The organism is Paraburkholderia bonniea, from assembly GCF_009455625.1.
Lineage (GTDB): Bacteria > Pseudomonadota > Gammaproteobacteria > Burkholderiales > Burkholderiaceae > Paraburkholderia > Paraburkholderia bonniea.
Genome location: NZ_QPEQ01000002.1, coordinates 646946 through 673743 on the forward strand (window position 1 = coordinate 646946; position 26798 = coordinate 673743).

Below are 26798 nucleotides of genomic sequence, written 5' to 3' on the forward strand. Positions count from 1 at the left end.
GTCACGCTGCGGCACGGCCGGGCAATGCAGTGTCTGGACTAGCTAGCCGGCCATCATCATCATCAAATGCTCGACACCGGGGCCAAGCGCCAGCGCCGGGACATACGTCAAGGCTCCGACCAGCAGCACAGTGCCCAGCAGCAGCACGACAAACAGCGGCCCGTGAGTCGGCAGCGTGCCGCCTGTCACACCAATGCGCGGCTTGGCCGCCAGCGCACCGGCCAGCGCCAGCACCGGCACGATCGTGCCAAAGCGTCCGAACCACATAGCGATGGCGGTGAGGGTGTTGTAAAAAGGCGTGTTCACCGACAAGCCACCAAACGCGCTGCCGTTGTTATTCGCTGCTGAGCTGAACGCGTACAGAATCTCCGAGAAGCCATGCGCTCCCGGGTTGCCAAGGCCGGCGCGGCCCGCTTCGGCCAGCACCGCAATCGAAGTCAACACCAGCACCAGCAGCGGCGTCAGCAGCACGATGATCGACACCATCTTCATCTCAAAGGCTTCGATTTTCTTGCCGACATATTCCGGTGTCCTGCCAATCATCAACCCCGCGACAAACACCGCGAGCAACGCGAACACCAGCATGCCGTAGAGCCCTGAACCGACGCCACCAAACACCACCTCACCGAGCTGCATCAGCAGCATCGGATACAGGCCGCCTAGCGGCGTTAGCGAGTCATGCATGTTGTTCACCGCACCACATGAAGCGGCGGTCGTCGCAATCGTGAACAAGCCGGACTGCGCGATGCCAAAGCGCGCCTCCTTGCCTTCCATGTTGCCGCCCGCTTGCAGCACGCTGGCGCGCTGGTCCACGTGCAGCGCGGTGAACGCCGGATTACCGCCCTGCTCGGCCACCAGTTCACCCGCCACGCACGCCGCGAACGCCAGCGTCATCACCGCCAGCAACGCGGCACCCTGACGCCGGTCCGCGATCATCCGGCCGAACACCAGACACAGCGACGCCGGAATAATCAGCATCGCAAACATCTGCAGGAAATTGGAAAACGGCGTCGGGTTCTCAAACGGATGCGCCGAATTGGCATTGAAAAACCCACCGCCATTGGTGCCCAGCATCTTGATTGCCTCTTGCGAGGCCACGGGGCCCATAGCCAGCGTCTGCTGGGTCACGGCGATGCGCTGCGTCACTGGCTGGCCTTGCGCGTTCATCAACGGGGAGCCATCAGCGCCCATCACTGCGGCGGCATAGTGGCTGGTCTGTAGCGTCGGCACCGTTTGATAAGCGCGGAAATTCTGGATCACGCCCTGGCTCATCAACAACACCGCGATCAGCGCGGCCATGGGCAGCAGCACATACAGCGTGACCCGCGTCAGATCGACCCAGAAGTTACCTAGCGAGCGCGTGGTGTGACGTGCAAAACCGCGTATCAGCACGAGCACCACCACGATGCCGGTCGCGGCCGAGAGAAAGTTTTGCACCGTCAAACCGAGCATCTGCGTCAGATAGCCAACCGTTTGCTCAGGCGAATAATCTTGCCAGTTGGTATTGGAGACGAAGCTCACGGCCGTGTTGAACGCGCCGTCCGGGCTCATCGCGCCGAACTGCTGCGGGTTACCCGGCAGCCAGCCTTGCAGACGCAACACGCCATACAGGAACAGCACGCCCAGCACATTGAACCCGAGCAGGGCGATGGCGTAAGACTTCCACGTCATTTCTGCGGCGGAATCGACCCCGGCCACGCGATACAAGCCGCGTTCGAACACGCCACCCCAGCGCAGCACGCGCGAGGTGCCATCCATGACGCGCGTGATGTAAGCCGATACCGGCATGGCGCACGCCAGCAGCACTACGAGAAAAATCAGCGCTTGCAACACATTGCTGGAAGTCATTCGATCTCCTCCGCGCACAGCAGCGCATAGACGAGATAACCAAACAGCAACGCCACGGTGACGCCAGCCAGCCAAATAATCCAGCTCATGGACGCTCTCCCTGGCCGCGCCGCGACTGCATCAGCCTGGCGCAACCGGCAATCAAGGCCAGGCTCAGCGCGGCAAACAGCGCGAGCCCTCCGACATACAGCAGATCCATCGTGGGTTCTCCGGGTAGTGGATAGCCGCAACGTTATGCCGATGGGTATAAAGAACGGATTAAAGAAGCGCTGGCGAATATAAAAATTGTGTAAACGGCCCGCCGCCGCAGCGCTGCGGGTGGCCGTTATAGCGTGGCAGTGGTGACGTGGTGACTAAGGGCAGGCAGCGCAACCGGCTGCTGCAAAAAGCAGGGAGGTGAAAGCTGCGTTCAGCACCGCATGGCGGGCGCTGAACGCATCACAGCAAATGACCGATACCGGTGATGAATCTCAGCCGTGTGGCAGCAAAACAGTCGAACCGGTTGTGCGCCGCGCCTCAAGATCGACATGCGCGCGTGCCACATCGGACAACGCATAACGCTGGTTGACGCTGGTTTTCACCTTGCCCGACAGCAGCACGTCAAACAGCTCCGTGGACATCGACACATAATCCGCGCGCTTGCCGATGTACGTGAAAAGCGTCGGCCGGGTGAAAAACAACGAACCACGCGCCGCCAGCTCCGATGAATCCAGCAACGGCGGCGGCCCTGATGCATTGCCGAAGCTGACTAACATGCCTAGCGGCGCGAGGCTGTCGAGCGAACCGGTAAACGTATCGTTGCCAATCGAGTCGTACACCACCGGCACGCCTGCGCCATCGGTAATCTCGCGCACGCGTTTGGTGAAATTCTCCCGCGTGTACACCACCGGATAATCGCAGCCATGAGCCCGGGCGATCTCGGCTTTTTCGTCCGTGCTGACCGTGCCGATCACCGTCGCGCCCAGCGCCTTCGCCCACTGGCACGCCAGCAGCCCCACCCCCCCTGCCGCTGCGTGAAGCAAAATCGTGTCGCCCGGCTGAACCCGGTAAGTGCGGCGCAACAGATATTGCGTGGTCAAGCCTTGCAACATCACTGAAGCCGCTTGCTCATCGCTCAAGCCATCCGGCACGCGCACCACATCGTCCGCAGGCAACACCCGCTCTTGCGCGTAAGCACCTGGCGGGCGCGCCACATAGGCCACGCGCTCGCCCACCTTCAGCTCCGTCACCCCCGCGCCCACCGCGCTCACTTCGCCGGCCGCTTCCATACCAAGCCCATTGGGCAGCGGCAACGGATACAACCCCGTGCGGAAATACACGTCGATGTAGTTCAGCCCCACCGCCCGCTGGTGCACCCGGACCTCGCCCGGGCCAGGCTCGCCTACGTCGACGTCAACCCACTGCATCACTTCGGGGCCACCGGGCCGGTCAAAACGAATTGCTTTTGTCATCTGCATTGCTCCTGGTTGCGAGGTCATGTGTCAGCGCTGCGCGGGCTTACGCTGAAACGCTGTGCGCGAGACGTGAAGTGAGCCCGTCAAGAATCATCCGGGCCGTCGAAATATTGGTGGCGCAGGGAACGTTATGCACATCGCAAGCCCGTACCAGTGCGTTGATATCCGGTTCGTGGGGTTGAGGCGTCATTGGGTCGCGCAGAAAAATCACCATATCGACACGCCCTTCCGCCAGCCGCGCGCCAATCTGCAAATCCCCTCCGTGCGGGCCGGACAGCATGCGCTCGATCTCCAGCCCATGCGCGCTGGCAATCCGTGCGCCGGTCGTGCCGGTCGCCAGCAAAGTGCAGCGGCTCAGCGTGGCGCGAAATTCGCCCGCCAGCTTCACGATGTCGTCTTTCTTCTGATCGTGCGCGATGAGCGCGACGTGGGGTTTCATGGCAAGACGCTCCTTGATTGAACTGAACAACAGAACAGGGAAAGCACCAGCAGGCCGTAGCAGCCGCGGCGGCGGCAACCTGAGGCGCAAGGTGGTCTGGCCGAAAGTGCCGATTCTAGAAGAATCACCGCAAAGCTGCCGCGCCCCCACGCGGCGAGGTAATCTCCGGCACCTTCCGCGCGTGCTTTCGGTAAACTCGCGCTCGTTTGCTTCAGACCAGTCCGTGTTCGCGCCCCCAGCACCCCAACCGAACCCGCGCTCTGCCCGCCCCTTCACCGCTTTTTTGCCGCCGCGTGGACCTCCGCCATGACTCAGGACAGCCGCTTTCCGAATCTTTTCATCCTTGATCACCCGCTGATCCAGCACAAGCTCTCGCATATGCGCGACCGCGAGACGTCCACCCGCACCTTCCGCGAGCTGCTGCGCGAAATCACCCTGCTAATGGGTTATGACATCACCCGTGACCTGCCGATGACTACCCGCCGCGTCACCACCCCGCTGGTTGAAATCGACGCGCCGGTGATCGCCGGTAAAAAGCTGGCCATCGTGCCGGTGCTGCGCGCCGGGGTTGGCATGTCAGATGGCTTGCTGGAACTGATTCCGTCGGCGCGCGTCGGCCATATCGGCGTCTATCGCGCCGACGACCACCGCCCAGTCGAATATCTCGTGCGCCTGCCTGATCTGGAAGACCGGATTTTTATCCTGTGTGATCCGATGGTCGCCACGGGTTATTCAGCGGTGCATGCCGTCGATGTGCTCAAACAGCGTGGCGTCAGCGGGGCAAACATCATGTTCCTCGCGCTGGTGGCCGCGCCAGAAGGCGTTCAGGTGTTTCAGGACGCGCACCCGGACGTGAAGCTCTACGTCGCCTCGCTCGACTCCCACCTCGACGCCAACGCATATATCGTGCCCGGGCTTGGTGACGCGGGCGACCGCCTGTTCGGCACCAAAAACTAGACAGCACCCTGAGCGGCCGCAAACCACCCCGATGGCCGCTCAACGTGCAGGCGCGGCGGTTTCGGCGTGATAAAATCCGCCCCGCTTATAAAACGGCGAACAGCGCGGTGTCACAGCCGTCTCTGTAAAGTGCGCCGCCGGGCGTCCTTCCTCGTTGAACATGCGCACGGAGCACTCACCGGGGCGCTTCACCAGGCACCTTCCGCCTGCCACCTGAAATTTCAGCGGCAGGGCTGGCCCAGCTAACCCGCTGGGCCCAGTGGGCCAGACAGCACATCAACACACAGCACACACATTGCACCAGGCAAACGCCACAGCAGGCAACGGAGAAAAATATGGCGGGTCATTCGAAATGGGCCAACATCAAGCACAAAAAAGCGGCAACAGATGCCAAACGCGGCAAGATCTGGACCCGGCTCATCAAAGAAATTCAGGTGGCGGCGCGCATGGGTGGCGGCGACGCCGATACCAACCCCCGTCTGCGGCTCGCGGTTGACAAGGCCTACGACGCCAACATGCCCAAAGACAACATCAACCGCGCGATCCAGCGTGGGGTGGGCGGAGTCGATGGCGCGAATTACGAAGAAATCCGCTACGAAGGCTACGGTATCGGCGGGGCGGCGATCATCGTCGACACCATGACCGACAACCGGATTCGCACCGTCGCCGAAGTGCGCCATGCGTTTTCCAAGTTCGGCGGCAACATGGGCACGGACGGTTCGGTCTCTTTCATGTTCAACCACGTCGGTCAGTTCCTGTTTGCGCCGGGCACCCCCGAAGACAAGCTGATGGAAGCGGCGCTCGAAGCGGGTGCAGAAGACATCGTCAGCAACGACGACGGCAGTATTGAAGTGGTCTGCCCGGCGCACGATTTCCCGGCCGTCAAGACAGCCCTCGAAGCCGCTGGCTTCAAGGCCGAAATGTCAGAAGTCACGATGAAACCGCAAACGGAAGTCGAGTTCACCGGCGATGACGCGATCAAGATGCAAAAGCTGCTCGATGCGCTGGAAAACCTGGACGACGTTCAAGAGGTCTATACCAACGCCGTTATTGTTGAAGCATGAACGCCACACGGCCCAACTGGCCGCGCGTGCCTATGCTGCCTTTGCTGGCTGACGCCCCAGGCGTCAGCCACTTATGTTTTTAGTCCTCGGGAAATCATATGAAGTTACTCGTCGTTGGCTCTGGCGGCCGTGAACACGCGCTCGCATGGAAACTCGCCCAGTCGCCGCGCGTCCAGATCGTCTATGTCGCCCCCGGTAATGGCGGCACCGCACAAGATGAGCGCCTACGTAACATCGCCATCACCCACCCCGATGAACTAGCCGATTTCGCCGAGCAGGAACAGATCGCATTCACGCTGGTCGGGCCGGAACAGCCTCTCGCAGCCGGCATCGTCAATCTCTTTCGCTCACGGGGCCTGAAAATTTTCGGCCCTACCAAAGAAGCCGCGCAGCTTGAAAGCTCGAAAGATTTCGCCAAGGCGTTCATGAAACGCCACGCCATTCCAACCGCCGAATACGCCAGCTTCACCGATGCCGCCGCTGCCCACGCTTATCTCGATCAGCGCGGTGCGCCTATCGTCGTCAAGGCCGATGGCCTAGCGGCAGGCAAAGGCGTGGTGGTCGCGCAAACGCTCGACGAAGCCCACGCGGCAGTCGACATGATGCTGTCCGGCAATACGCTGGGTGACGCGGGCGCACGCGTCGTCATCGAAGAATTTCTGGCCGGTGAAGAAGCCAGCTTCATCGTGATGGTGGATGGCAAGCATGTGCTACCGCTCGCTTCAAGCCAGGATCACAAGCGCCTGCTCGATGGCGATCTCGGCCCGAACACCGGCGGCATGGGTGCGTATTCGCCCGCCCCCATCGTTACGCCGCAACTGCATGCCCGCGTGATGCGCGAAATCATCCTGCCAACGGTGCGCGGCATGGAACAGGAAGGGCTGCGCTTCACCGGCTTTCTCTACGCAGGTCTGATGATCGACGCCCAGGGCAACCCTAAAACGCTCGAATTCAACTGCCGCATGGGCGACCCGGAAACCCAGCCGATCATGGCGCGCCTGAAAGGTGATTTTTCGAAAGTGATCGAACAAGCCATCGCCGGCACGCTCGACACCATCGAGCTCGAATGGGACCGCCGCACTGCGCTAGGCGTGGTGCTCGCCGCGCACAACTACCCGGAGAACCCGCGCAAGGGCGACCGGATCAGCGACATTCCGCCCGAAAGCGCCGATTCGGTCACCTTCCATGCGGGCACGGCACTTGCTGACGGCAAGCTCACCACGAGCGGTGGCCGCGTGCTGTGCGTGGTGGGTTTAGCGGATTCGGTCCGCAGCGCGCAATCGGTGGCCTATGAAATGGTCAACCAGATTTCATTTAACGGCATGCAATACCGCCGCGACATTGGTGCCAAGGCCCTCGGGCGCAAGCACCATTAAGCCGTTGCAGGCAGCCTGGGTTACTGCGCACGCTGGCACACACTGGCACACGCCAGCACCCAGGCCGTTTGACAAACACGCCTGATACCGGTTTTTCATCGCTTAAGTGGGTCACGCCGCTTAAGTCTCTGCCTTGTGACTGACTGCTTGCCATGACTGATTCGACCTACGACGCCCAGGCTGTACGGACCTGGCTGCAAAACCTGCAAACGCAGATCGCCGATGCCCTCGGTGCCTTCGACGGCACGCCATTCGCCAGCGACACCTGGCAGCGCGAGCCCGGCGAAAAACTGCGCGGTGGCGGCTGCACCCGGATTCTGGAAGGCGGCCAGTTTTTTGAGCGGGCGGGCATTGGGTTTTCTGATGTTGCAGGCGCGGCGCTTCCGGCTTCCGCCAGCGCGGCGCGGCCCCAACTGGCGGGACGCGGCTTCGAAGCCATGGGTGTGTCGCTGGTGCTGCATCCGCGCAACCCCTACTGCCCGACCGTGCACATGAACGTGCGTCTGCTGGTGGCAACTCAGGCGGGAGCCGCGCCAATTTTCTGGTTTGGCGGCGGCATGGATCTCACGCCCTATTACCCCTACGAAGAAGACGCACGGCATTTTCATCAGGTATGCCGTGATGCGCTGCAGCCCTTTGGCGCGGATCTGTACCCTCGTTTCAAGCACGAATGCGATGAGTATTTCTATCTCAAGCATCGCCATGAAACCCGTGGCATCGGCGGTATTTTCTTTGACGATTTTTCCGCGCCGGGCTTTGACGCCTCATTTGGCATGGTGCAAAGCGTCGGCAATGCGTTTCTTGAGGCGTACCTGCCAATCATCGAAAAACGGCGTCACGAGCCCTATGGCGAGGCTCAACGTGAATTTCAGGCGTACCGTCGCGGACGCTACGTCGAATTCAATCTGGTTTTTGACCGTGGCACACTGTTTGGCCTGCAAAGCGGCGGACGCACCGAATCCATTCTGATGTCGATGCCCCCCACCGCCACCTGGCGCTATAACTGGCAACCGCAGCCCGGCACACCGGAAGCGCGTCTGTACAGCGACTTTCTCGTCCCACGCTCATGGGTCTAAACCACCCGCCCAGCATGGCCCGGCCATGCTCCTGATGAAGGACTCCGCCCTGAAGCCGAACCCTCAGCCTGCTGCGCTGCCTCGCCGGACCGGTCTGCTGGGTGGCACCTTCGACCCGATTCACGACGGCCATCTGGCGCTCGCCCGGCGTCTGACCGAGGTGCTGCGGCTGACCGAACTGGTGCTGCTGCCTGCGGGCCAGCCATGGCAAAAAGCGGGGGTAACCGCCGCTGAACATCGTCTGGCCATGACCCGCGCCGCCGCCAGCACGCTCACGCTACCTGGCGCCGCAGTACGCGTCGCCACCGACGAAATTGAACGCGACGGCCCCACATACACCGTCGACACCCTTCAGCGCTGGCGTGAACGTGAAGGCCATGACGCCTCGCTCACGCTGCTGATCGGCGCTGATCAGTTACTCCAGCTTGATACGTGGCACGCATGGCGCGACATTTTCACGCTCGCTCATGTGTACGTCGCAGCGCGGCCTGGATTCGCGTTCGAGCGTGTTTCTGCCGCAGTCGCCGCCGAAATCGCCACGCGCGAGGCCAGCGCCGCAGTGCTGCAAAGCACCCGATGTGGTCACATGCTGCTCGACACCACGCTGGCATGCGAGATTTCAGCCACTGATATCCGTACCCGTTTGCGTCAGCCGCTTGGCTCAGGTGGCAACGACACCGCGAGGCAAAACGCTGCACTTCCTGTCCCTGCCGTTGTGCGGGCCTATATTTCTCAACATCATCTGTACCCACCACAATAATCATGGACATTCGCAAACTACAACGCGCCATCGTCGACGCTCTCGAAGACGTGAAAGCGCAGGACATCAAGGTGTTCAACACCAGCCATCTCACCTCGCTGTTCGACCGCGTGATCGTCGCCAGCGGCACCTCGAACCGCCAGACTAAAGCACTCGCCTCCAGCGTAAGCAGCACCGTCAAGGAGCAAGGCGGCGAAGTCATCAGCATCGAAGGCGAAGACGTGGGCGAATGGGTGCTGGTCGATTGCGGCGACGCCGTGGTCCACATCATGCAACCCGCCTTGCGCCAGTACTACAACCTCGAAGAAATCTGGGGCGACAAGCCGGTGCGGATCAAGCTGACGGAATCCAGCCCGTTTAGCGGTGCCCGCGCCAGCGAGCCCCTTGACGACGAAGAAGAAGACGAGGCCCCTGCGGCATCCGCCAAACCCGCTCGCAAAACTCCGGCACGCCGCCGTTAAACGAGCTCTAAACGGGCTTTAACGGGGCTTTAAATGAGCTCTAAGCGGGTATTACCCATCATGCCTCGCACCTCCATCTGGAACCCGCGATGAAGCTGCATATCCTCGCCGTCGGCCACAAGATGCCTGGCTGGATCGCTACCGGCTTCGACGAATACGTCAAACGCATGCCGCCGGAACTACGCATCGAACTGCGCGAGATCAAGCCAGAACCCCGTTCGGCCGGCCGCCCGGCTGAAAGCGTGATGGCCGCCGAACGGCAGAAAATCGAAGCCGTGTTGCCCAGGCACGCGCGCGTCATCGCGCTGGACGAGCACGGCCGCGACTGGACCACGATGCAACTGGCCAGCGCGCTGCCTGAGTGGCAGCAAGACGGGCGTGATGTGGCGTTTCTGATTGGCGGTGCCGATGGGCTCGATGCCCAGTTGAAAGCCCGCGCCAGCATGCTGCTGCGGGTCTCCAGCCTGACCTTGCCGCATGCGATGGTGCGCGTGCTGCTGGCCGAACAGTTGTATCGCGCGTGGAGCATCACGCAAAGCCATCCTTATCACCGCGTGTAGAAGTAAGTTCGCAGCTCGCAGGCTCCCCCCCAGAGTGCATGCGCGCTCATCACGGCGTGACCGTTACCGGCCATGCACACCGCGCGCTCAAGCAGCACTACCCGGATCAACCAGGAGATTCGTTCATGCCTTTGCCTGCCATCGCAGCAACCGCTGCGCTTGCGTTGCATCCATTCATCTATCTCGCCTCACAAAGCCCGCGCCGCCAGGAACTCCTGCAACAGCTTGGCGTGCGCTACACGTTGCTCTTGCCACGCCCCGATGAAGACGCCGAAGCGCTCGAAGCAGAGCAGCCAGGCGAGCTTGCAGCCGCCTACGTGCAACGCGTTTGCCTCGCCAAAGCACAAGCCGCACGAGCGCGCCTGGTGGCCAGCGGCAACCCCAACGCCCCGGTGCTGGTGGCTGACACCACCGTCACCCTTGACGATGCGATCCTCGGCAAGCCCACGGATGCCGACCATGCGCTAACGATGCTTAGCCAGCTCGCCGGACGTGAGCACGAAGTCCTAACCGCGCTCACGGTGGTCGATGACACCGGCGTAGTACAACCAGTGCAGCTGTCACGCTCACGCGTGCGCCTGGCCGCCGTGTCAACCGACGTGCTGCAACGTTACATCGAGACCGGTGAGCCTTTCGGCAAGGCAGGCGCATACGGCATCCAGGGACGCGCAGCGGCCTTTATCGAGCATATTGAAGGGTCTTACTCGGGTATCATGGGCTTACCGCTGTTCGAAACTTCCGCCCTCCTGCGTGCAACGCGCATCGACTTCTAAAAACAATCCCATGAATGAAGAAATCCTGATTAATGTCACGCCCCAGGAAACGCGCGTCGCGTTTGTCCAGCAAGGGGCCGTCCAGGAGCTTCACGTCGAGCGCACGCTGTCGCGTGGCCGCGTCGGCAATGTGTATCTCGGCAAAGTCGTACGCGTACTGCCTGGCATGCAGTCTGCGTTCATTGATATCGGCCTTGAGCGCGCCGCTTTTTTGCACGTGGCCGATATCTGGCATCCACGCACTTCCGGTGAAGCCCACTCGTCCAGCCCGGTTCAACCGATTGAAAAAATTGTTTTCGAAGGCCAGGCGCTGATGGTTCAGGTCGTGAAAGACCCGATCGGCACCAAGGGCGCGCGGCTATCAACCCAGATCAGCATCGCGGGCCGCACGCTGGTGTATCTGCCGCAAGAGCCACACATCGGCATCTCGCAGAAAATCGAAAGCGAAGCCGAACGCGAAGCGATCCGCGCCCGGCTCACAGCCTTGCTGCCCGCCGACGAAAAAGGCGGCTACATCGTGCGCACCATTGCCGAAGATGCGAGCAGCGAAGAGCTCGCCGGTGACGTCGCGTATCTGCGCACCACCTGGGCCACGATCCAGGCTCAGGCGCAGCGCATGCCGCCAACCAGCCTGCTGCACCAGGACCTGAACCTGGCGCAACGCGTGCTACGCGATTTCGTCACTGACGAAACCACCCGCATTCAGGTGGATTCGCGTGAAACCTTCCAGATGCTGTCCGACTTTGCGCTCCAGTTCACCCCGGCAGTAGCATCACGCCTGCACCATTACGCGGGCGAGCGACCCTTGTTCGATCTCTACAGCATCGAAGCCGAAATCCAGCGAGCGCTCTCGCGGCGGGTCGATCTGAAATCGGGCGGCTACCTCGTGATCGACCAGACCGAAGCGATGACCACCATTGACGTCAACACGGGCGGCTATGTTGGCGCACGCAATTTCGATGACACGATCTTTAAGACCAACCTGGAAGCTGCGCACACGATTGCGCGCCAGTTGCGGCTGCGCAACCTAGGCGGCGTCATCATCATCGACTTCATTGATATGGAGAACACCGAGCATCGTGAGCAAGTGTTGGGTGAGCTGAAAAAAGCGCTGTCGCGCGACCGCACGCGGGTCACGGTCAATACGTTCTCGCAGTTGGGGCTGGTGGAAATGACGCGCAAACGCACGCGTGAATCGCTCGCCCATGTGCTATGCGAGCCCTGCCCGGTATGCCAGGGCAAAGGGCAGGTCAAGACAGCGCGTACCGTCTGCTATGACGTGCTGCGCGAAATTCTGCGCGAATCGCGCCAGTTCAATCCGCGCGAGTTCCGGGTGGTCGCATCACAGCAGGTAGTGGATCTGTTTCTTGAAGAAGAATCACAGCATCTGGCCATGCTAATTGACTTTATTGGCAAGCCGATATCGTTGCAGGTTGAATCGAATTTAAGTCAGGAGCAATACGACATTGTTTTGATGTAAATGGCGCAATCTTTAGCAGAAAAGCCTTTCGTACTCGTGTTGGCGTAAGAAGACCATTCTAAATAGGAGAGGAAAATGAAACTGTTATGTGCCCTTCTTGTCTGCATTCCGGCAGTTTGCGCAGCCGACAATCTTCAAGTTGAAGACCAGCGGCCCAACGATTTTGTGAACCTGAATACGATCGCGCCAGAAATTCAATACGATTTACGCTATTTTACGGACCATAATTTCGTCGGCCGAAGGATTGAGGGTTATGACGCCCCGGTTTGTCTGCTAACGAATCAGGCTGCACAAGCGCTCAAATCCGTTCAAGACCGCTTATTGCCAATGGGGCTTACGCTGAAGGTCTACGATTGTTACCGCCCGCAAAATGCTGTCGACGACTTTGCCAAGTGGGCAAAAAATCTCAGCAGCACAAAGATGCGCACAGAGTTCTATCCCGAAGTCAAAAAAGACCGGCTATTTAGTGATGGTTATATCGCTTACCGCTCGGGGCACAGCCGTGGCAGCACCATGGACCTGACGATTGTTCCGGTAGGCAGCCAAATTCCCGCATATGACCCCAAACGCAAGCAGGTTAGTTGCACGTCACCCGCATCGCAACGTACGCCGGACAACAGCCTGGACTTCGGGGCCGGCTTTGATTGTTTTAGTCCGCTTTCGCACCCCGATTCACAAGTGGTTTCGCCGCAGCAAAGAGCCAATCGTCTGCTTTTGCAAAGTCTGATGGTACAGGCGGGTTTTAAGCCGCTGGATACCGAATGGTGGCACTTCACCCTTGCCAAAGAACCTTACCCCGACACCTACTTTAATTTCCCAGTTGCAAATTGAGTGTCTCCGGCACGCTTCGTCAAAATGCGCCGCAACCGGCGCATTTTTGCAACCACATCAAGATCGGCATTTTTCTAGTCGCTGACGGAACGCAAAGATTCACTGCGTTACTTAACGCGCAGCGCTGTAACTGGGTGAATCTTTGATCTCAAGCCCCATACGCATCATGGTTATGGGGGAATTTCCCTGGGCTATTTGCGTAGTGACACCGCTAATCAAAATAAAACTACGTTTGGCATATCGAATGGTCATGAAAGATTTTCGGGAACGATTTCGTTAAAAATTAACGTTATTGATATTAGGTCATTGATTTTTAATTCACGTACAAATCATCAACTGGAGGTTATCTTGCCTGCTGCCCTTGCTAGAACAGCGAGACATCACTTTCTGTCGCTCGTCGTCGCTGGTTCAAGTTTGATGTTGCTTGCCCCAGGCGCTTACGCAGCCAGCTTCGATTGCACTCGGGCCACAACGCCAGACGAGAAAGCGATCTGCGACTCAAGGCCACTCAGCGAGCTGGATGTGGAAATGTCCGTACGCTATGAAATGTTGACCGGCCTGGTCGCTATGGGGGCTAGAGGCATGATGCAAGATGAACAAGCCACATGGCTAAACACAAGACGGAAGTGTCGCAGCAATCAAGTTTGTCTTTTTAACGCATACCACCAGCGCATTCAGAAGTTGAAGGCGGAGTATGCGCAAATCGCAAGCCGTGGCCCGTTTTGATTAGCGCCGGATGAGCAAAGGGTGACAGCGTGTGTGCCGGTGCCAGTAGCGACTGCTTTGCGCAGGCTTGTCCATACCAGCTTCGACACCGGAGCCGGAAATGCCAGCACACTCGACAGCACGAACGCACAGCCTAAAAGAGACCAGCATGAACCAGCCAACCCGCGAAGGTTGGCTGCTTACGTTGGCACCTGTTTTTAAAACCCGGTATTTAAAACTGGCTTTTAAAACCAGCGTTAAAACCGATAAGTCAGCCCCAGCCTGAATGCCTGGCCCGATACGTTCCCGGTATGAATCAGCGTGTCGTAACCCGCGTTCAGGTCGAGCATCTTGCGCAGCGGCAGCTTCACACCTAATCCGGCGCTCAACATGCCGCGCGACGAAGCCGCACCAGGCGCGATAAAACCCGTGCCATCGGCCGCAGTCACCGCCACCGAGCGTGAAGGATCAAGCGTTTCATAGGCATAGCCCAGCCGCACTTCCACCAGCCCTGGCCGCTCGCCCAGCAACATGAACGGATAGCCCGCGCTCACGCCCACATAAGGCTGTAGGCTTTTCAGGTTTTGCATGCCGACCATGAGATTTTGTCCGGTCGGGCCGGACTCATCGAAGGCGTGCCCATGGAAGTACTGATAACGCAAGCCAACCCGCGGCGTCACGATCAGCGGGCCGACGCTCAATGGCAAGCTGACCTGCGCGCCGATATGCATCTCGTCGCCCTGACTATCGCCATCGGCATTGCCAAAGCCGCCAAAGTTGCGGCTCGACGAGAGAAAGTCGTGAGCATAGCCAAAGGTTCCCGCAACATCCACCGGCCCGAGTGAGCGGCCGCCATAGCCCGCCACACGCAGCGTATCGATCTTGCCGCTGCTGCCGGTTTGCTGTTCCGTCACATCGGCATGGCTATAACCCGCAGCCACGCCAACTGTCCACGCATTGACTTGACGATCAATGCCCGCGAGAAACCCATAGCGGCGATCGGTATAACCCGGCGCGCCACTATTGCCGCCCACTTGCGCGATTGCGCCGGTGGTTTGCACCCAGGCATGACGGCCCATAGGCAGGCAACCAGCATCACGGGCGCTGGCATCCGTGCATAGCCGGCTCAAGCGCTCCAGCAACAGATCGTTGACCTGCTGGCCCTCGCGCATCGCGGCTGAGCCGAGTGCGCCAAACAACGTGGCATTGGTCGGTGCGACCACTACCGGCCCCGTCGGCGTACCGGGCGGATTGGGATCCACTGGCTGGTTCGGATCTACTGGCTGGTTCGGATCCACTGGCTGGTTCGGATCCACTGGCGGCATCGGCTCGCCTAACGACAGCACCACCCCTGACTGACTCAGATTGACGCTGCGCTTGAGGTTTTGCGGCTCGCTGCCGTTCGTCGTGACGTTGCTGAAATCGCCGCTCAACCCCTGTGAGCGGACGATCTGATAACTGATCGCGCGATAGGTGCCCGGCGCATAGAGCAAGGAAAGCGTGCCACCCAGCGTCGCTGAGCCGCCCACCTTGAGTTGCGATGCGCTCGTCGGGCTCACGTCGATCTGCAAGGTGCTGCTTGCACCCTGCTGATAACTGCCCCCCACCGAGAGCGTGCCAGTCGGACTGCCCGGCCAGACCATACCCTCGTTCAGCACCGAGCCACCCACAGCGCCATAACCGCGTAATGTCCCCGCAGCGCTCACCGTGACATCGCCCGCTGTACTGGCGTTCAGATGGGCGATGTCGCCGATGGTCAGCATGCCCTGCGCGACGTTTGTGCCACCGGTATAGGTATTGATGCCATTGAGCGTCAGCGCGCCGCTGCCCATCTTGAGCAGCGCGCCGCCGCTGCCGCCCGCCTCACCGCCATCGCTGATCGCGCCATTGATCACATCGTTGCGGTTCAGCCCCCCCAGCATCAGCACGCGATTTCCCAGCGCCACCGAACCCTCGCCCGAGAGCGACCCGATCGCCGTGCCGCCGGCTGTCAGCGAACTGATATCCACCCAGCCGCCCTTGTTGTTACTGAGCGTCGCGTCTGATGCCTGTGCTGTGTCCGCCAGGATCAACCGGCCCTGGTCATTGACGCTCAGGTGCGCGTCGCCCGCTGTGCTCTGGTCAGCGAAGACCGTCCGCCCTCTCTCGCCCGTGGTAATGGTCAGGCCATTCGCCCGGCTATCGCCCACGAAGCGCAAAATCGCGGCGGACGAGGTGGACGACGCCGTCACATTCACTGCATTCACACCACCGCTTCCCACCCCGAGCCCTTGATCGCGGCTGTCGACAGTCAGCGTCCCGGCGCTGACCGACGTGCCGCCCTCGTAGCTGTTCTTCCCCGTCAGATAGAGCTCGCCGTTCCCTGTTTTGCTCAGCATGCCCGTGCCGCTAATCACGCCATTCCAGCCAAGCGTGCCTGCCGCGGTGTCGATCGTGCCGCCCGGGCCATTGAGTTGCAGCGCGCGCTCTGTCGAGAACCCGCTCAATGCCCTCAAGCTGCCGCCGTTGAAGATCACGCCGCCAGCCGTCCCACCCGCCGGACCCGTCTCGCCAAGGTTGTTATCTGCGCTGATCTCAAGCATGCCGCCGCCAAGCACCGTGCCGCCGCCATAGGTGTTGGCCCCAGACAGCGTCAGCGTGCCCGCACCCGTCTTGGTCAGGGTGCCAATGCCCGAAATCATGCCGTTAGCCGTGAGCGTGCTACCCAGGTTGGTGTCGAATGTGCCGCCACTGCCTTGCAACGTGATCGCGCGCGCTGTCCCGATGCTGGCGCTGGTGCTGAGCGTGCCGCCATTGAAAGTCAACATGCCGAGCGCGCTGCCGAGGTTGTTGTCGGCGCTGATCGACACCGTGCCCGCTTGCAGCACCGTACCGCCGCTATAGAGGTTCGCCCCCGACAATGTCAGCGTGCCCGCGCCGGTCTTGGTCAGGCTGCCTTCGCCCGAGATCGTGCCACTGGCCGTGAGCGTGCTATCCGGGTTGGTGTCGAATGTGCCGTTTTTCGACGTGATGGCGATCGCGCGTGCCATCTCGATGCTGGCGCTGGTGTTGAGCGTGCCACCATTGAAAGTCAGCGTGCCCGAATCCGCGCCCAGGCTGCCATTGCGGCTAATCGACAGCGTGCCGGCGTTCAAGGTCCAGGGCGTCACCTCAGTGGCAGTGGTATCACCGGTCAGCGTCCAGGTGCCAGTGCCATTCTTCGCATACGCCTGAAAACCGAGGTACTGCCGGCCAATCTCACGACTGTCAAAGCTCCCCGAGCCGCTATTACCGCCGAGCACCAGGGTATTCGTGCCGCCCGCTGCGGCTGCTGCGCGCGCATCGACATTGCCGATGACGATGCCACCCGCATTCAGCTGGAACACATTGTCGCCACCGGTAAACACCACCGCGCTGGCACGCGAGCCATTCACGTTCAGCCCGCCGCTGATGGTGCCTGTATTGGAGATAACCAGATCGGCCCCCTCAATGCCCACACCTGCGGCACCGCTGGCGGCGTTATCGCCGCCAGCACCGCCCGCACCGCCCGCACCGCCCGTGATCGTGCCCGTGTTGACGATAGACAAGTTGGCACCCTCAACGCCAGCGCCTCCTGCGCCGCCGGCACCTGTCGCACCGCCTTCACCCCCTGCGATCGTGCCGTCGTTGGAGATATACAGATTGGTCCCCTCAATACCCGCGCCTCCTGCACCGCTTGGGATCGTGGTCGCTATAGCCCCTCCCGCCGCCCCCGCACCGCCCGTAATCGTGTCGCCCTCGTTATTGACAATCACCGCCTGCTGCGTGTTACCGCTCACCGAGATCCCCGCCCCACCGGCACCGCCCTCTCCGTTACCGCTCGCCGTTGTACCGCCGCGGCCGCCCACGATATTCCCGTTATTAGTCAACGTCCCGTCCGCCATGACGACAGCGTTACCGCCCGTCCCCCCATTACCGGTAAAACCAGTAACCGTCGTAGCGCCATCTCCGCCCGCCCCTCCTTGAATCAAAGCACGATTGTCGATTGCCACCGCCTGGGCATTTCCGGTTCCGGTCGTAACCACGCCATCGCCGCCCCTGCCGCCACTCCCACCATACCCGCCGATATTTCCACCCTCCCCCCCCGCACCGCCCGCGCCGCCTTGCACGGTGCCATTGTTGAGCAGACCGCCCAAATTCAGCACAACGCCACTACCGCCCTCGCCCCCCATGCCGCCATTATTCTGATTACTCGTGCCCCCAGTGCCTCCCTCACCGCCTTGTGCTGTGGCTCCAGTGTTATTGCTCAGCAACGTGTTGGGTACCTGAACCAGAATGCCTGTGCCACCGGCTCCCCCGCCGCCGCCATTACCGCCGCCCGCGGAGCTGCTATCCGGTGCCCCTGCACCACCAGCACCGCCTGACAATGACCCTTCGTTTTGCGGCGGAGTCCCTCCATCCGTCACGACCGTGCCTGGCGTTCCTGGCTCGCCATACGCGCCAGCCGCCTGGGGCTGCAGCATCAAGGCCGTGGACAGAAAGCAGCTCAGCACAGCGCTTTGCCGCGTATGCAGTTTGATGGCGAGCGGCCGGGCCGGTACCGCATGGCCCAGATACGCGCTTCCAGCATGGGCAACCCGAGCACCACAACTGGAACCAGCGCGATAGGCACGCTTGCGCCCCGGCTTGCTACTGCGTGAGCGCACCTGCTCGGAAGCGACCTGGAGCAGACGCAACGTGGAATTCCAGACAACGCTGTAAATACGGTTCATTAATAAGTGCTCTTCAGGCTAGCGGAGAGGAGATGACCCATGACATAGAAGGCAGCAAAGACGAAAATGAGCCGCACTAACCGGGCGAACCATGAAATCAATGAAGCGAATCGCGCTGCTGCCTGCCGCTGTACCTGCGGGTTCCGTCAGGCCGGGCGTGTTCCGGATGGCGCGCAACGCTCTTCCGGCCCCTTATGCTTTTTGATTCGCTCTATAAGTAACAATTTGCTGACATTCGTTCCATTTACACCGGGCACATGCGAGGCCGGAAAACTAGGCGCGAGTGGTGGCAAACCGGATTGTCATGAGGCAGGTCCAGCAGCGTTTGCCGGGCCATGGCAGACAGGCGGTGAGATAGAGAAAAAAATTGACTGAGCAGATGTGACGCAGTGTTTGCCGTGCCCGGCTTCTGGACATTTTTAAGACGGGAAATGAATGCTCTACCCGCAAAAAATCCGATATTCGTGCCGCGGCGCTGTTCACGCCGGCCTGTCGTTTGTATGCGAACGGAGTACGCCGGAGACATTCAGACGGGATTTTTGTATTCGTATCACGATGGCTAGCGAGCGCATTTTTCCCAGCGAATAAATCTATAAACGGCTTACTCAAAAAGAATCTGACTGCTCACCTCAAATCAATGCGAGATTATTTTTATTCTGCCGATTAATTGATAACTTAATCACGCAATTTTTCTAATAAATTTCAGTCATAGCACGCCAATTAATTAACTGATTGATTAAGCCCTGCAGTCAACTACTGACAATTGGAAGCAAAGCGATATGGGACGAAGCGGAACTGAACCTTGTGGCCTAGCGTCTTTCTACCGCACCATTCCTTTTCCCAAAAAAAACGGCCGCGAAATTCCGCGGCCATCCCCTTAGCGCGATTCGATATTTAATAATTAATCGCGTCTTGTGCAGTTTTTCTACTGTTTTGCCCCCGTCTACTGGTCTCCCCCGCCTCTCATACTATGTTTTGATACACATCGTTACGTTTAGTAACATCTTAGGCGGATCTTAACTTAATGCCATTATGGTTTTCCTTGGTGGGGTTTTCCCGCTTATATACCTCCCCACCCAGGATACCAATTGGCCTTTAAATAAATTGCCTTTCGCGGATCCACTTTGTCATGATCCATTTCTCACCGCGAGCCACCGGTACGCCGCCGTGCAGCGTCAGTGCGTCGAGCTTGTTCTCGCTGTCCAGATAATGGAAATACACCGCGCCACCCTTGCGTGGCACCACCGACAGGCCGAGTGACGGGAAAATAGTTTCGCCACCTCCTTCAACATCATTCAGATAAATCAGCAACGTCGCCACCCGCTGGCCGCCACGCTCCAGATAACTAGCGTGACCCGGCACTTCAGGATCGAAATAGTCGAAATGCGGCTGGTACTCGCCACCGATGCCGTAATGCACGACCTGCAAACCTTCGCCATTTTCAATCGGCCAGTTCATTAACGCCGCCATGCGGCGTTCCAGGTTCTCGACAAATTCGTCCTCGCCCTGCGCAAACCAGAAATTTTCGCTGGTCCGGGTCTCAATGGTGTAACGCTCGCCATTTTCGGGATGAACCACTTGTGAGCGTTGCAGCCGGTCCGCCGAACGCCGGATCACTTCATCGCACTCTTCGGCACTCAGCACATCAGCCAGCACTACGACAGATGGGTTTTCACGGCGCATCACTACTTTGATGTCACGATCCCAGGCGCGAATAAAATTGCCTGCCGCGAGGGAGCCTCCGCTGGTGGGAGCCTGTTCCACTGCGACCGGAGTCGCATCCGTCTGGCCCGACGGCTCAGCCGCCGCACCGTTCTCATTGGCATTTAGCCATTCAAGCCATGTCCGATTAATTTCAACCATAAATAACCATTAAACCCACTCAATAAGGAATCTTTTCCGGGATATGCCCACACCCAGATAACGAACCTGTAATACTACAAGCGGCACTATATAAATCAATCATTTTGGCCGCAGGCTTTGGCATCAATTTTTAATGGGATTAATGGATCCATGTTTAATTAAATAATTTAAAGGTAGACAGCCATTAATGAGACAAACGAGAATAAAAAATGACAATTGGTAACGCGTCGAATAACGGCATCTTGAAATTCAGGCCAAGGGGGTTAGGTAAAAAATGAGCGCCGCAGTGATATGCGAGCCACTGTTTCGCTCCATATCTCCGCACAAAACCGCCAGACGAAGGCGGTAGCGGTGGCGGCAAACAAAATGGGGGGAGAACAGGCACCGTCAAAGGTGCGCGCCTTGAAGAGGCAATGTCGATGTGATGTGAATGAGCGGTAAAGCAAACGCGGCTGCACAAGCAGCCGGTAAAGAAAACAAAAAGCGTGGTTCTGCTTCAGCTCAGCATGCGTTTGAGGCGCGACTTGAGCATCGCCCTGCGCCAGCGTGAGTTTTGCTCCGGCTCTGGCGTGACGAGCATGCCCGCCACTGGCTGGCCACGACGCAAATAGAACCGGTCGAAGGTCGCCTGCGTCATGCCCCATTTGTGCAGAAATTGCCGACGGCCATCGTTCTTAATGATTTTCCCAGTGCTTTTTTGCTGAAAGTGATACACGAGGCTATCGCCTACCCCCAGAAACACTCGGCAGCCGGCATCCCACAATTTCATTGAAAAATCGTTATCGCTGCTCATGCCCGGGCTCAGTTCGCTGCTGTATCCGCCCAGTTTGTGCCACCAGTCACGCCGCACCAGTGTCGGCGGCCAGGTGGCCCCGCGCCAGTCGGCACGCACCAGCGTGGGTGCCGCGGCAATCAGCTTGCTGGCCTGAAACTGGGCAGCATCCCGGCCAAAATCACTCACCACGACACAAGGGTTGCCGGAATCTACTGGCTCAATCATCGTGCCCGACAACATAAACAGACCATCCGCTGGCATCTGCGCCAAATGGCGCACTAGCGCGGCATCCCAACCGGGGCAGCAGTACATGTCGTCATTCATGTAGACCACGTAATCTTCCGTGGCATGCGCGGCAGCAAGATTCACCGCGTGACAGATCCCGATGTTCTGCGCCGATGCCGTATGGTCAAGCCCCTGCTCACGCACCCAGTCAAGGGTTCCATCTGAACCATCGTTCACGTGAACAATGATCTGGTGCTGATGGGTGGAATGAGCACGCAAGCTCTCGATCACCAGTTGCAGGTAAGGCAGGTTGTTCCACGTTGGAATGATGATTGAAAACATCGACATGTAAATCCATTGGTGCCGCGATATAAACGGCCGGACAACCGTTGTTTCTGGCTGACCGGGCAAGCAGCGCCGAAAAGCCTCGCGTTCTGCAACTCTTGAGGGAAAAGCGCAGCCTTGCGGGGGACGCACCGTGCAGTAACCACGGCCAAGCTGGGCGAAATTGTACGCTGCTGCCCCATCAAATGGAGATAACGCCAGGCGTGATGTGAGCGATATATTTCGCGCGCTCATGAAACCAGACAATGACAATTCGCCAGGCGTTTTCTGACGGTTATAATCGCGGTCGCCCCACTTTCCCGGATCGCAAACGCGCGGTGCTTCGTAGCAGAACGACCAGCCCGGGAATGCCTCCATCACTTCAAAGCCTATGATTTTTCCTCCCATTCTGGTCTGGTTAAGCGCTGCGTTGCTGTTCCTCGCCCCGGCGGTCAATCTCGTCTGGCGCGGTGGCTCCGGGTATTGTTTTTTTGCGCTGACCGCAATCGGTATTGGCACACTCATCGCCAACCGGCACAAACCAGATTATTTCAAACCGCTGCAAACCTACGGCTGGTACACCGCTGCGATGCTGGCCTTCATGGTGTCCATTGGCGTGCAACAACTGGTGCATGGTTACTGGCTGCCACGCCAGTTCGATGCGTTATCGCGCTTTATGCTGGCGCTGGTGGTTTTTCTGCTGCTGCGCCAGTTACCGTCGCGCGCGTTGCGCATGATTGGCTGGGGGTGTGCGGCAGGGGCTCTGGCAGTGGGCGTCTGGGCGCTGATCGACCAGCCCCAGGGCGGCTGGACACCGGCTAACCGCCTGAATAACTACTACACAAATGCGATTCCATTTGGCGACACCGCACTGCTGCTCGCCTTCCTCTCCCTCTTCACCCTGGGCTGGGATGCCCCGCGAGACTGGCGGCCACGTGTCATCAAGGCGCTGGCGCTATTAGGCGGTGGCTACGCGTCTTATCTGTCTGGCACGCGCGGTGGGTGGCTGGCCGTGCCGCTTTTTATCATCCTGCTGGGAGTGCAGTACCGCTGGTTTACTCAGCGCAAACGCCTGCTTGCCGCCGTACTCACGCTTTCGCTGGGCTTCGCCGTATTGTTATCAACCGGCCGGATCGAGCAACGCGTCGTCGATGCCACCACCGATGTCACGCTGCTCAACCAGGGGGACACCGATACCTCCATCGGCTTGCGCGTCCAGTTGTGGCAAGCGTCATGGCATCTGTTCACCGAGCATCCGGTGTATGGCATCGGCAAAGGCCGCTTGATGAGCACGCTCGGTCAAATGGCAGAGCGAGGGGAAGTCAAAGCGGAAATCGTCAACGAACGGGCGCACAGCGACTTTTTCTCGACGCTGGCGGAAATGGGCACGATAGGTGTGCTGTGTCTGTTGCTGTTTTATTTCGGCACGTCGGTTTACTTCTGGCGCAACCGTCATGCTGATGACCCGGCAATTCGCGCAGCGGCCTATTCAGGGCTGGCGGTTTCGGGCAGCACGATTGTGTTCGGGCTCACCATCGACGTGCTGGTGCCCATCATGGTGACCGTGCTGCTGGCGCTCCTGAACGCCGCATTTCTGGCGATGATCGACGCCCGCAAGCGCGAGCTGGCCAGTGCCCCAGCAGGCACGGCCAGCGCCGTGCCCGGCCCCCCGAGCGGGCATTAAAGCCCAGCTGTCAACTGGTACAGCTCAGCGACGTGCTGATCCACACTCGGGTTGTAAACCAGATGGGTCAGCGGGTCGGTCAGGCGCGCCTGCCCGCGTTCCATACGTTCGAGCGCCTGGTCAATCGCCCGCTCGAAGCTGCCCGGCAAGTTGCGTGAAAAGCCAATCTTCGCCGCGCCAGTCACCGTCTCCGCCGAGCCGACATTCTCTGCGATCACCACCGGTGTGCCGCATAACACCGACTCGACACCCACCAAACCAAACGGTTCATACACGGATGCGACCAGCGTAAAATCCGCCGCCGCAAAAAGCTTCTCGATCTCGCGGCAATAACCAACGTAACGGATCTTGTCGCTGGTTTTCGGCACCGGCCGTCCGGCCACCACCAGACACACCGGCAGCGTGGTCTGCAAGAAGAAGGCTTCCAGCAGGTCATAGCCTTTACGTTTGTGGCTGGTTGACGAAAACACGAAAATCACGCGGTCTTCGGGCAAATTGAACTGCTGCCGCACGCGCATTCGCTCAGCGTCATCCAGCGGCACAAAACGTGCGGTATCGACTGGCGGATACAGCACATGCAGACGGCTGGAAGGCACGTCGTAAAACTGCTGCAGCTCGCGCGCCATCAAATGCGAATGAGCAACCACCGCACGCGCGTGCTCATACACGCGCCGCTCCAGATTGATTTGCCATACGTCACTACGCCGCACGCGGCGGCCGTCTGCGACGAGCGAACCAGGATGCGTGCCACCGCAGATCGCTACATCCGCGTGCGTCGTATGGTTGATCGAAATGATTTTGGCCGGATGGTGGCGGCGCAAACACCGCTTGAGACGCCAATCGAACGCGAGATTGCGCAGCTTGCGCGGTGCCCAGCGCACGTTGAGCCGCTGGGCGTCGATCCATGCGGCCTCAGGGAGCGACGCATCAATCTCGCGGGCAAACAGCGTGGGCCGCACGCCCAGGCGATGCAGCCCGCCAATAACATCACGTGTGTAACGCTCTGCGCCACCGCTATTAGCCAGCGCGGGCGCGGTGAGCGCGAGATCGGTCAGCGGCAAGACAGCGCTGGAAACAGAAACAGTAGAGTCGGACAAAGCGAAGTCTCGGTAAGGCTCAGGAGGAATGCTCTCAACCCCCAGAAACAGCGCGTATCACGATAAAACTGCCATATGCGCGGTTTCAGGCTGAGTCAGGTGGGCGCAATTGTAATTGAAGCCCTGGTAGCGTCGTAGCGATTAGAATCTAGCCGCCTCGCCGCATCCTGCGGCCTGGCATCCTGCCACGCCCCCCCTTTTTTCTGTTTTTCACGCCTCAATGACCACGCCTGCATCTGCCTCTGCTCCTGCTGCTCTCTCTGTTGCCGCCCGCCCGCTGGTCTCCGTGCTGCTGATTGCCTATAACCAAGAGCGCGTCGTAGCCGACGCAGTGCGCAGCGTGCTGGCGCAAACCTACGAGCCACTCGAAATCTTGATCTCCGACGATGCTTCTAGCGATCAAACCTTCGCCGCTATCGAAGCTGCCGTGCAGGGCTACGCTGGCCCACATCAGCTCAGCATCCGGCGTAACACGGTGAACGAAGGCATCAGCGGCCATCTTTCGCGTCTGGCAGGCATGGCCCAGGGTGAATTGCTGTTTGTCGCTGCGGGCGATGACATGTCGATGCCGCAACGTTGCGAACGGGTCGTCGCTTGCTGGCTGGCGCACGACCGGCGTCCTGATCTGATCGCCACGGATCTGGCGGACATGGACGAGCACGGCGTGACTCACGAGCACATGGCTCCCACTGATCTCGGCGCATATCGCGGGCTTGACGACTGGCTCAAGCAAAGGCCATGGCTGATCGGTGCGGCACATACCTGGTCGCGGCGGCTGTTCGAACGTTTCGGGCCCATGCTGCCTGGCGCGATTGCTGAGGATCAGATCATGACGTTTCGCGCGATTCTTTCAGGCGGTGCGCTGAGCTTGCGCGAGCCGCTGGTGCGCTATCGCCGGGGCGGCCTTTCGCGCAAACGGCGCTACCGCTCAGTGGCGGAGCTAGTCGGGCGGATGCGAGACGGCAATCACCATGCGCTAGCCGAATCAGCGCAACTTCAGCACGATGCGGATCTTGCCGGTGTTGGCCGTGAGGTTCAGGCAGCACTGGCACCCAAGCTGGCCCGTGAGCAATTCGTGCAGCACATGTTCGATGCGCCCGGCACGGCTGAGCGGCTGGCGCTCTGCTGGCGCAGCCGTCAGGTGAAGCGCGGGCTGCGAGTGCGGATTCTGCTGTATACGGTGTGCCCGCAGGTCTATGCCCCGGTGATATGGCTCAAACGCATGATCCGTAACCGCTAGAGCGCCAGGCTGGAACGCGCATAAGCCTGGTGCGCTTATGTGCGTTCAGATACCTTCAGGTCCGCTCGCGCAGCAACAAGCACACGCCATCACACCAGCCCGCGCAAACGCCGCATCATCTTCAGCGAGCGCATGAAGGTCACACCGGTCTGGCAGCGAAGCACGAAGCGCAGCGTCCGTGGCCAGCTCGCTACGCTTTGCACGAAGGCCGCCAGATCACGCTTCGCCCTCTCAGGAAGCGCACTGTCCTGGGCGCAATACGTGCTGAAACAACGAATCTGTGCCGCCACTTGCTCTATCTGCTGACGCTTCGCCGTTGCACGGCGTTGTCTCTCAACAGGCGTTTTTTTGTGGCGCGCTTGCCCAGCATTGCTGTCCCACTTCGTACCAGCGCTGACCGCGTTACCGCCGTGCTGGCGGTATTTCAGGTGGGCCGCCGCGACGTAACGAATCTCGCCAAACGCCGCCACAATCAGCGCCAGCCACCAGTCATGCATCACCGCTTCGGCCGGAAACGGCAGCGCGCGGCTCACCGCGGCCCGGTTCAGCAACATCGCGCAACCAGGAATATGGTTGCTCAGGAAAAAATCACGTAGCCGGGCAGCGCGGCAACATTTCGGCGTGGCGGCAAACAACGACGGCGACAAGCACTTCAGTTCCGCATCCACCAGCTCGATATCGCAGAACGCCAGCACTGGTTGTGCCGTACCACCTTGCGCTTCAGCGGCTTGCACCGCCTGCATCAGGCTCGAGATTTTTTCCGGCGTCCAGACATCGTCCTGATCCACCAGCGCGATGTAATCGCCCTTGCAGGCCGCAATCGCCCGCTCGAAGTTACGCACGATCCCCACCCGTTCGCCTGCCGCGACGAGCCTTAGCGGAATCCGTCCAGCGTAATGACGTAGCAGTTCAGGCGTGTTGTCGGTGGAGGCATCGTCGGCTACCACCAGTTCGAGATTCGGCCAGCGTTGAGCTTCTAGCGAGGCCAGCAGCTCAGGCAGCCAGGTCTGACCGTTGTACGTTGCCAGCGCCAGAGACACCAGCGGCACAGCCTTCGGTAACGTGGGATTCGACAT

Annotated in this window: 22 protein-coding genes; 12 read left to right on the forward strand and 10 right to left on the reverse strand. The window is 59.8% G+C overall.

What is annotated here, in order from left to right; all coding sequences use genetic code 11:
* Positions 1-42: 42 nt before the first annotated feature.
* The 5 genes from kdpA to GH656_RS16615 all read right to left on the reverse strand — a co-directional run bounded on the left by kdpA (position 43) and on the right by GH656_RS16615 (position 3741).
* Positions 43-1848, reverse strand: coding sequence for a potassium-transporting ATPase subunit KdpA (gene kdpA / locus GH656_RS16595; protein ID WP_153077136.1), 1806 nt, complete (start codon positions 1846-1848; stop codon positions 43-45).
* Positions 1845-1937, reverse strand: a complete 93-nt coding sequence (locus tag GH656_RS16600) for a potassium-transporting ATPase subunit F (protein ID WP_153077137.1) — start codon at positions 1935-1937, stop codon at positions 1845-1847. Before GH656_RS16600 ends, kdpA begins: the two co-directional genes overlap by 4 nt.
* Complete coding sequence (locus tag GH656_RS16605; RefSeq protein WP_153077138.1) at positions 1934-2047, reverse strand: potassium ABC transporter ATPase; 114 nt, start codon at positions 2045-2047, stop codon at positions 1934-1936. Before GH656_RS16605 ends, GH656_RS16600 begins: the two co-directional genes overlap by 4 nt.
* Before the next feature lie 271 nt (positions 2048-2318).
* Positions 2319-3299, reverse strand: a complete 981-nt coding sequence (locus GH656_RS16610) for a quinone oxidoreductase family protein (protein WP_153077139.1) — start codon at positions 3297-3299, stop codon at positions 2319-2321.
* A 46-nt stretch (positions 3300-3345) separates the two neighbouring features.
* On the reverse strand, positions 3346-3741 hold the full coding sequence (locus GH656_RS16615; RefSeq protein WP_153077140.1) for a methylglyoxal synthase: 396 nt from the start codon (positions 3739-3741) through the stop codon (positions 3346-3348).
* Positions 3742-4047: 306 nt separating this feature from the next.
* On the opposite strand from GH656_RS16615, the gene upp reads away from it, so the two are divergent.
* The 10 genes from upp (at position 4048) to GH656_RS16665 (ending at position 13079) form a co-directional block, all read left to right on the forward strand.
* On the forward strand, positions 4048-4698 hold the full coding sequence (upp, locus tag GH656_RS16620; RefSeq protein ID WP_153077141.1) for a uracil phosphoribosyltransferase: 651 nt from the start codon (positions 4048-4050) through the stop codon (positions 4696-4698).
* A gap of 335 nt (positions 4699-5033) precedes the next feature.
* Positions 5034-5762: a YebC/PmpR family DNA-binding transcriptional regulator gene (locus tag GH656_RS16625; RefSeq protein ID WP_153077142.1), complete on the forward strand. Its 729-nt coding sequence runs from the start codon at positions 5034-5036 to the stop codon at positions 5760-5762.
* Between the two features lie 98 nt (positions 5763-5860).
* The gene (gene purD, locus GH656_RS16630) at positions 5861-7138 is read left to right on the forward strand and encodes a phosphoribosylamine--glycine ligase (protein WP_153077143.1); all 1278 of its coding nucleotides are present in this window, start codon (positions 5861-5863) and stop codon (positions 7136-7138) included.
* A 152-nt stretch (positions 7139-7290) separates the two neighbouring features.
* Positions 7291-8214 carry an oxygen-dependent coproporphyrinogen oxidase gene (gene hemF / locus GH656_RS16635; RefSeq protein WP_153077144.1) on the forward strand — a complete coding sequence of 308 codons (924 nt, stop codon included), beginning with the start codon at positions 7291-7293 and terminating at the stop codon, positions 8212-8214.
* A 25-nt stretch (positions 8215-8239) separates the two neighbouring features.
* On the forward strand, positions 8240-8974 hold the full coding sequence (locus GH656_RS16640) for a nicotinate-nucleotide adenylyltransferase (protein ID WP_153077145.1): 735 nt from the start codon (positions 8240-8242) through the stop codon (positions 8972-8974).
* A 2-nt stretch (positions 8975-8976) separates the two neighbouring features.
* Positions 8977-9435 (forward strand): ribosome silencing factor, encoded by a 459-nt coding sequence (gene rsfS, locus GH656_RS16645; protein WP_153077146.1) that lies wholly within the window; start codon positions 8977-8979, stop codon positions 9433-9435.
* 89 nt (positions 9436-9524) lie between these two features.
* On the forward strand, positions 9525-9995 hold the full coding sequence (gene rlmH / locus GH656_RS16650) for a 23S rRNA (pseudouridine(1915)-N(3))-methyltransferase RlmH (RefSeq protein ID WP_153077147.1): 471 nt from the start codon (positions 9525-9527) through the stop codon (positions 9993-9995).
* A 125-nt stretch (positions 9996-10120) separates the two neighbouring features.
* Positions 10121-10768 (forward strand): Maf family protein, encoded by a 648-nt coding sequence (locus GH656_RS16655; protein WP_153077381.1) that lies wholly within the window; start codon positions 10121-10123, stop codon positions 10766-10768.
* A 10-nt stretch (positions 10769-10778) separates the two neighbouring features.
* Complete coding sequence (gene rng, locus GH656_RS16660) at positions 10779-12248, forward strand: ribonuclease G (RefSeq protein ID WP_153077148.1); 1470 nt, start codon at positions 10779-10781, stop codon at positions 12246-12248.
* A 75-nt stretch (positions 12249-12323) separates the two neighbouring features.
* Entirely contained in the window at positions 12324-13079 is a 756-nt protein-coding gene (locus GH656_RS16665; protein WP_153077149.1) for a M15 family metallopeptidase, read from the forward strand.
* A 962-nt stretch (positions 13080-14041) separates the two neighbouring features.
* Here the strand turns inward: GH656_RS16665 and GH656_RS16670 are convergent.
* The 3 genes from GH656_RS16670 to GH656_RS16680 all read right to left on the reverse strand — a co-directional run bounded on the left by GH656_RS16670 (position 14042) and on the right by GH656_RS16680 (position 21719).
* The gene (locus GH656_RS16670; protein ID WP_153077150.1) at positions 14042-18514 is read right to left on the reverse strand and encodes an autotransporter domain-containing protein; all 4473 of its coding nucleotides are present in this window, start codon (positions 18512-18514) and stop codon (positions 14042-14044) included.
* Positions 18515-19609: 1095 nt separating this feature from the next.
* On the reverse strand, positions 19610-20377 hold the full coding sequence (locus GH656_RS16675; RefSeq protein WP_153077151.1) for a 2OG-Fe(II) oxygenase: 768 nt from the start codon (positions 20375-20377) through the stop codon (positions 19610-19612).
* A gap of 496 nt (positions 20378-20873) precedes the next feature.
* Positions 20874-21719 carry a glycosyltransferase family 2 protein gene (locus GH656_RS16680; protein ID WP_153077382.1) on the reverse strand — a complete coding sequence of 282 codons (846 nt, stop codon included), beginning with the start codon at positions 21717-21719 and terminating at the stop codon, positions 20874-20876.
* Positions 21720-22092: 373 nt separating this feature from the next.
* On the opposite strand from GH656_RS16680, the gene GH656_RS16685 reads away from it, so the two are divergent.
* Positions 22093-23385, forward strand: a complete 1293-nt coding sequence (locus GH656_RS16685; protein ID WP_153077152.1) for an O-antigen ligase family protein — start codon at positions 22093-22095, stop codon at positions 23383-23385.
* Here GH656_RS16685 and GH656_RS16690 read toward each other — a convergent pair.
* The gene (locus GH656_RS16690) at positions 23382-24482 is read right to left on the reverse strand and encodes a glycosyltransferase family 4 protein (RefSeq protein WP_246184349.1); all 1101 of its coding nucleotides are present in this window, start codon (positions 24480-24482) and stop codon (positions 23382-23384) included. The genes GH656_RS16685 and GH656_RS16690 overlap by 4 nt on opposite strands.
* 220 nt (positions 24483-24702) lie before the next feature.
* Here GH656_RS16690 and GH656_RS16695 point away from each other — a divergent pair, with 220 nt between their 5' ends.
* Positions 24703-25722, forward strand: a complete 1020-nt coding sequence (locus GH656_RS16695) for a glycosyltransferase family 2 protein (RefSeq protein ID WP_153077153.1) — start codon at positions 24703-24705, stop codon at positions 25720-25722.
* A gap of 89 nt (positions 25723-25811) precedes the next feature.
* On the opposite strand, the gene GH656_RS16700 is transcribed toward GH656_RS16695, so the two are convergent.
* A complete protein-coding gene (locus GH656_RS16700; protein WP_153077154.1) occupies positions 25812-26798 on the reverse strand; it encodes a glycosyltransferase family 2 protein in 987 nt (328 codons plus the stop codon).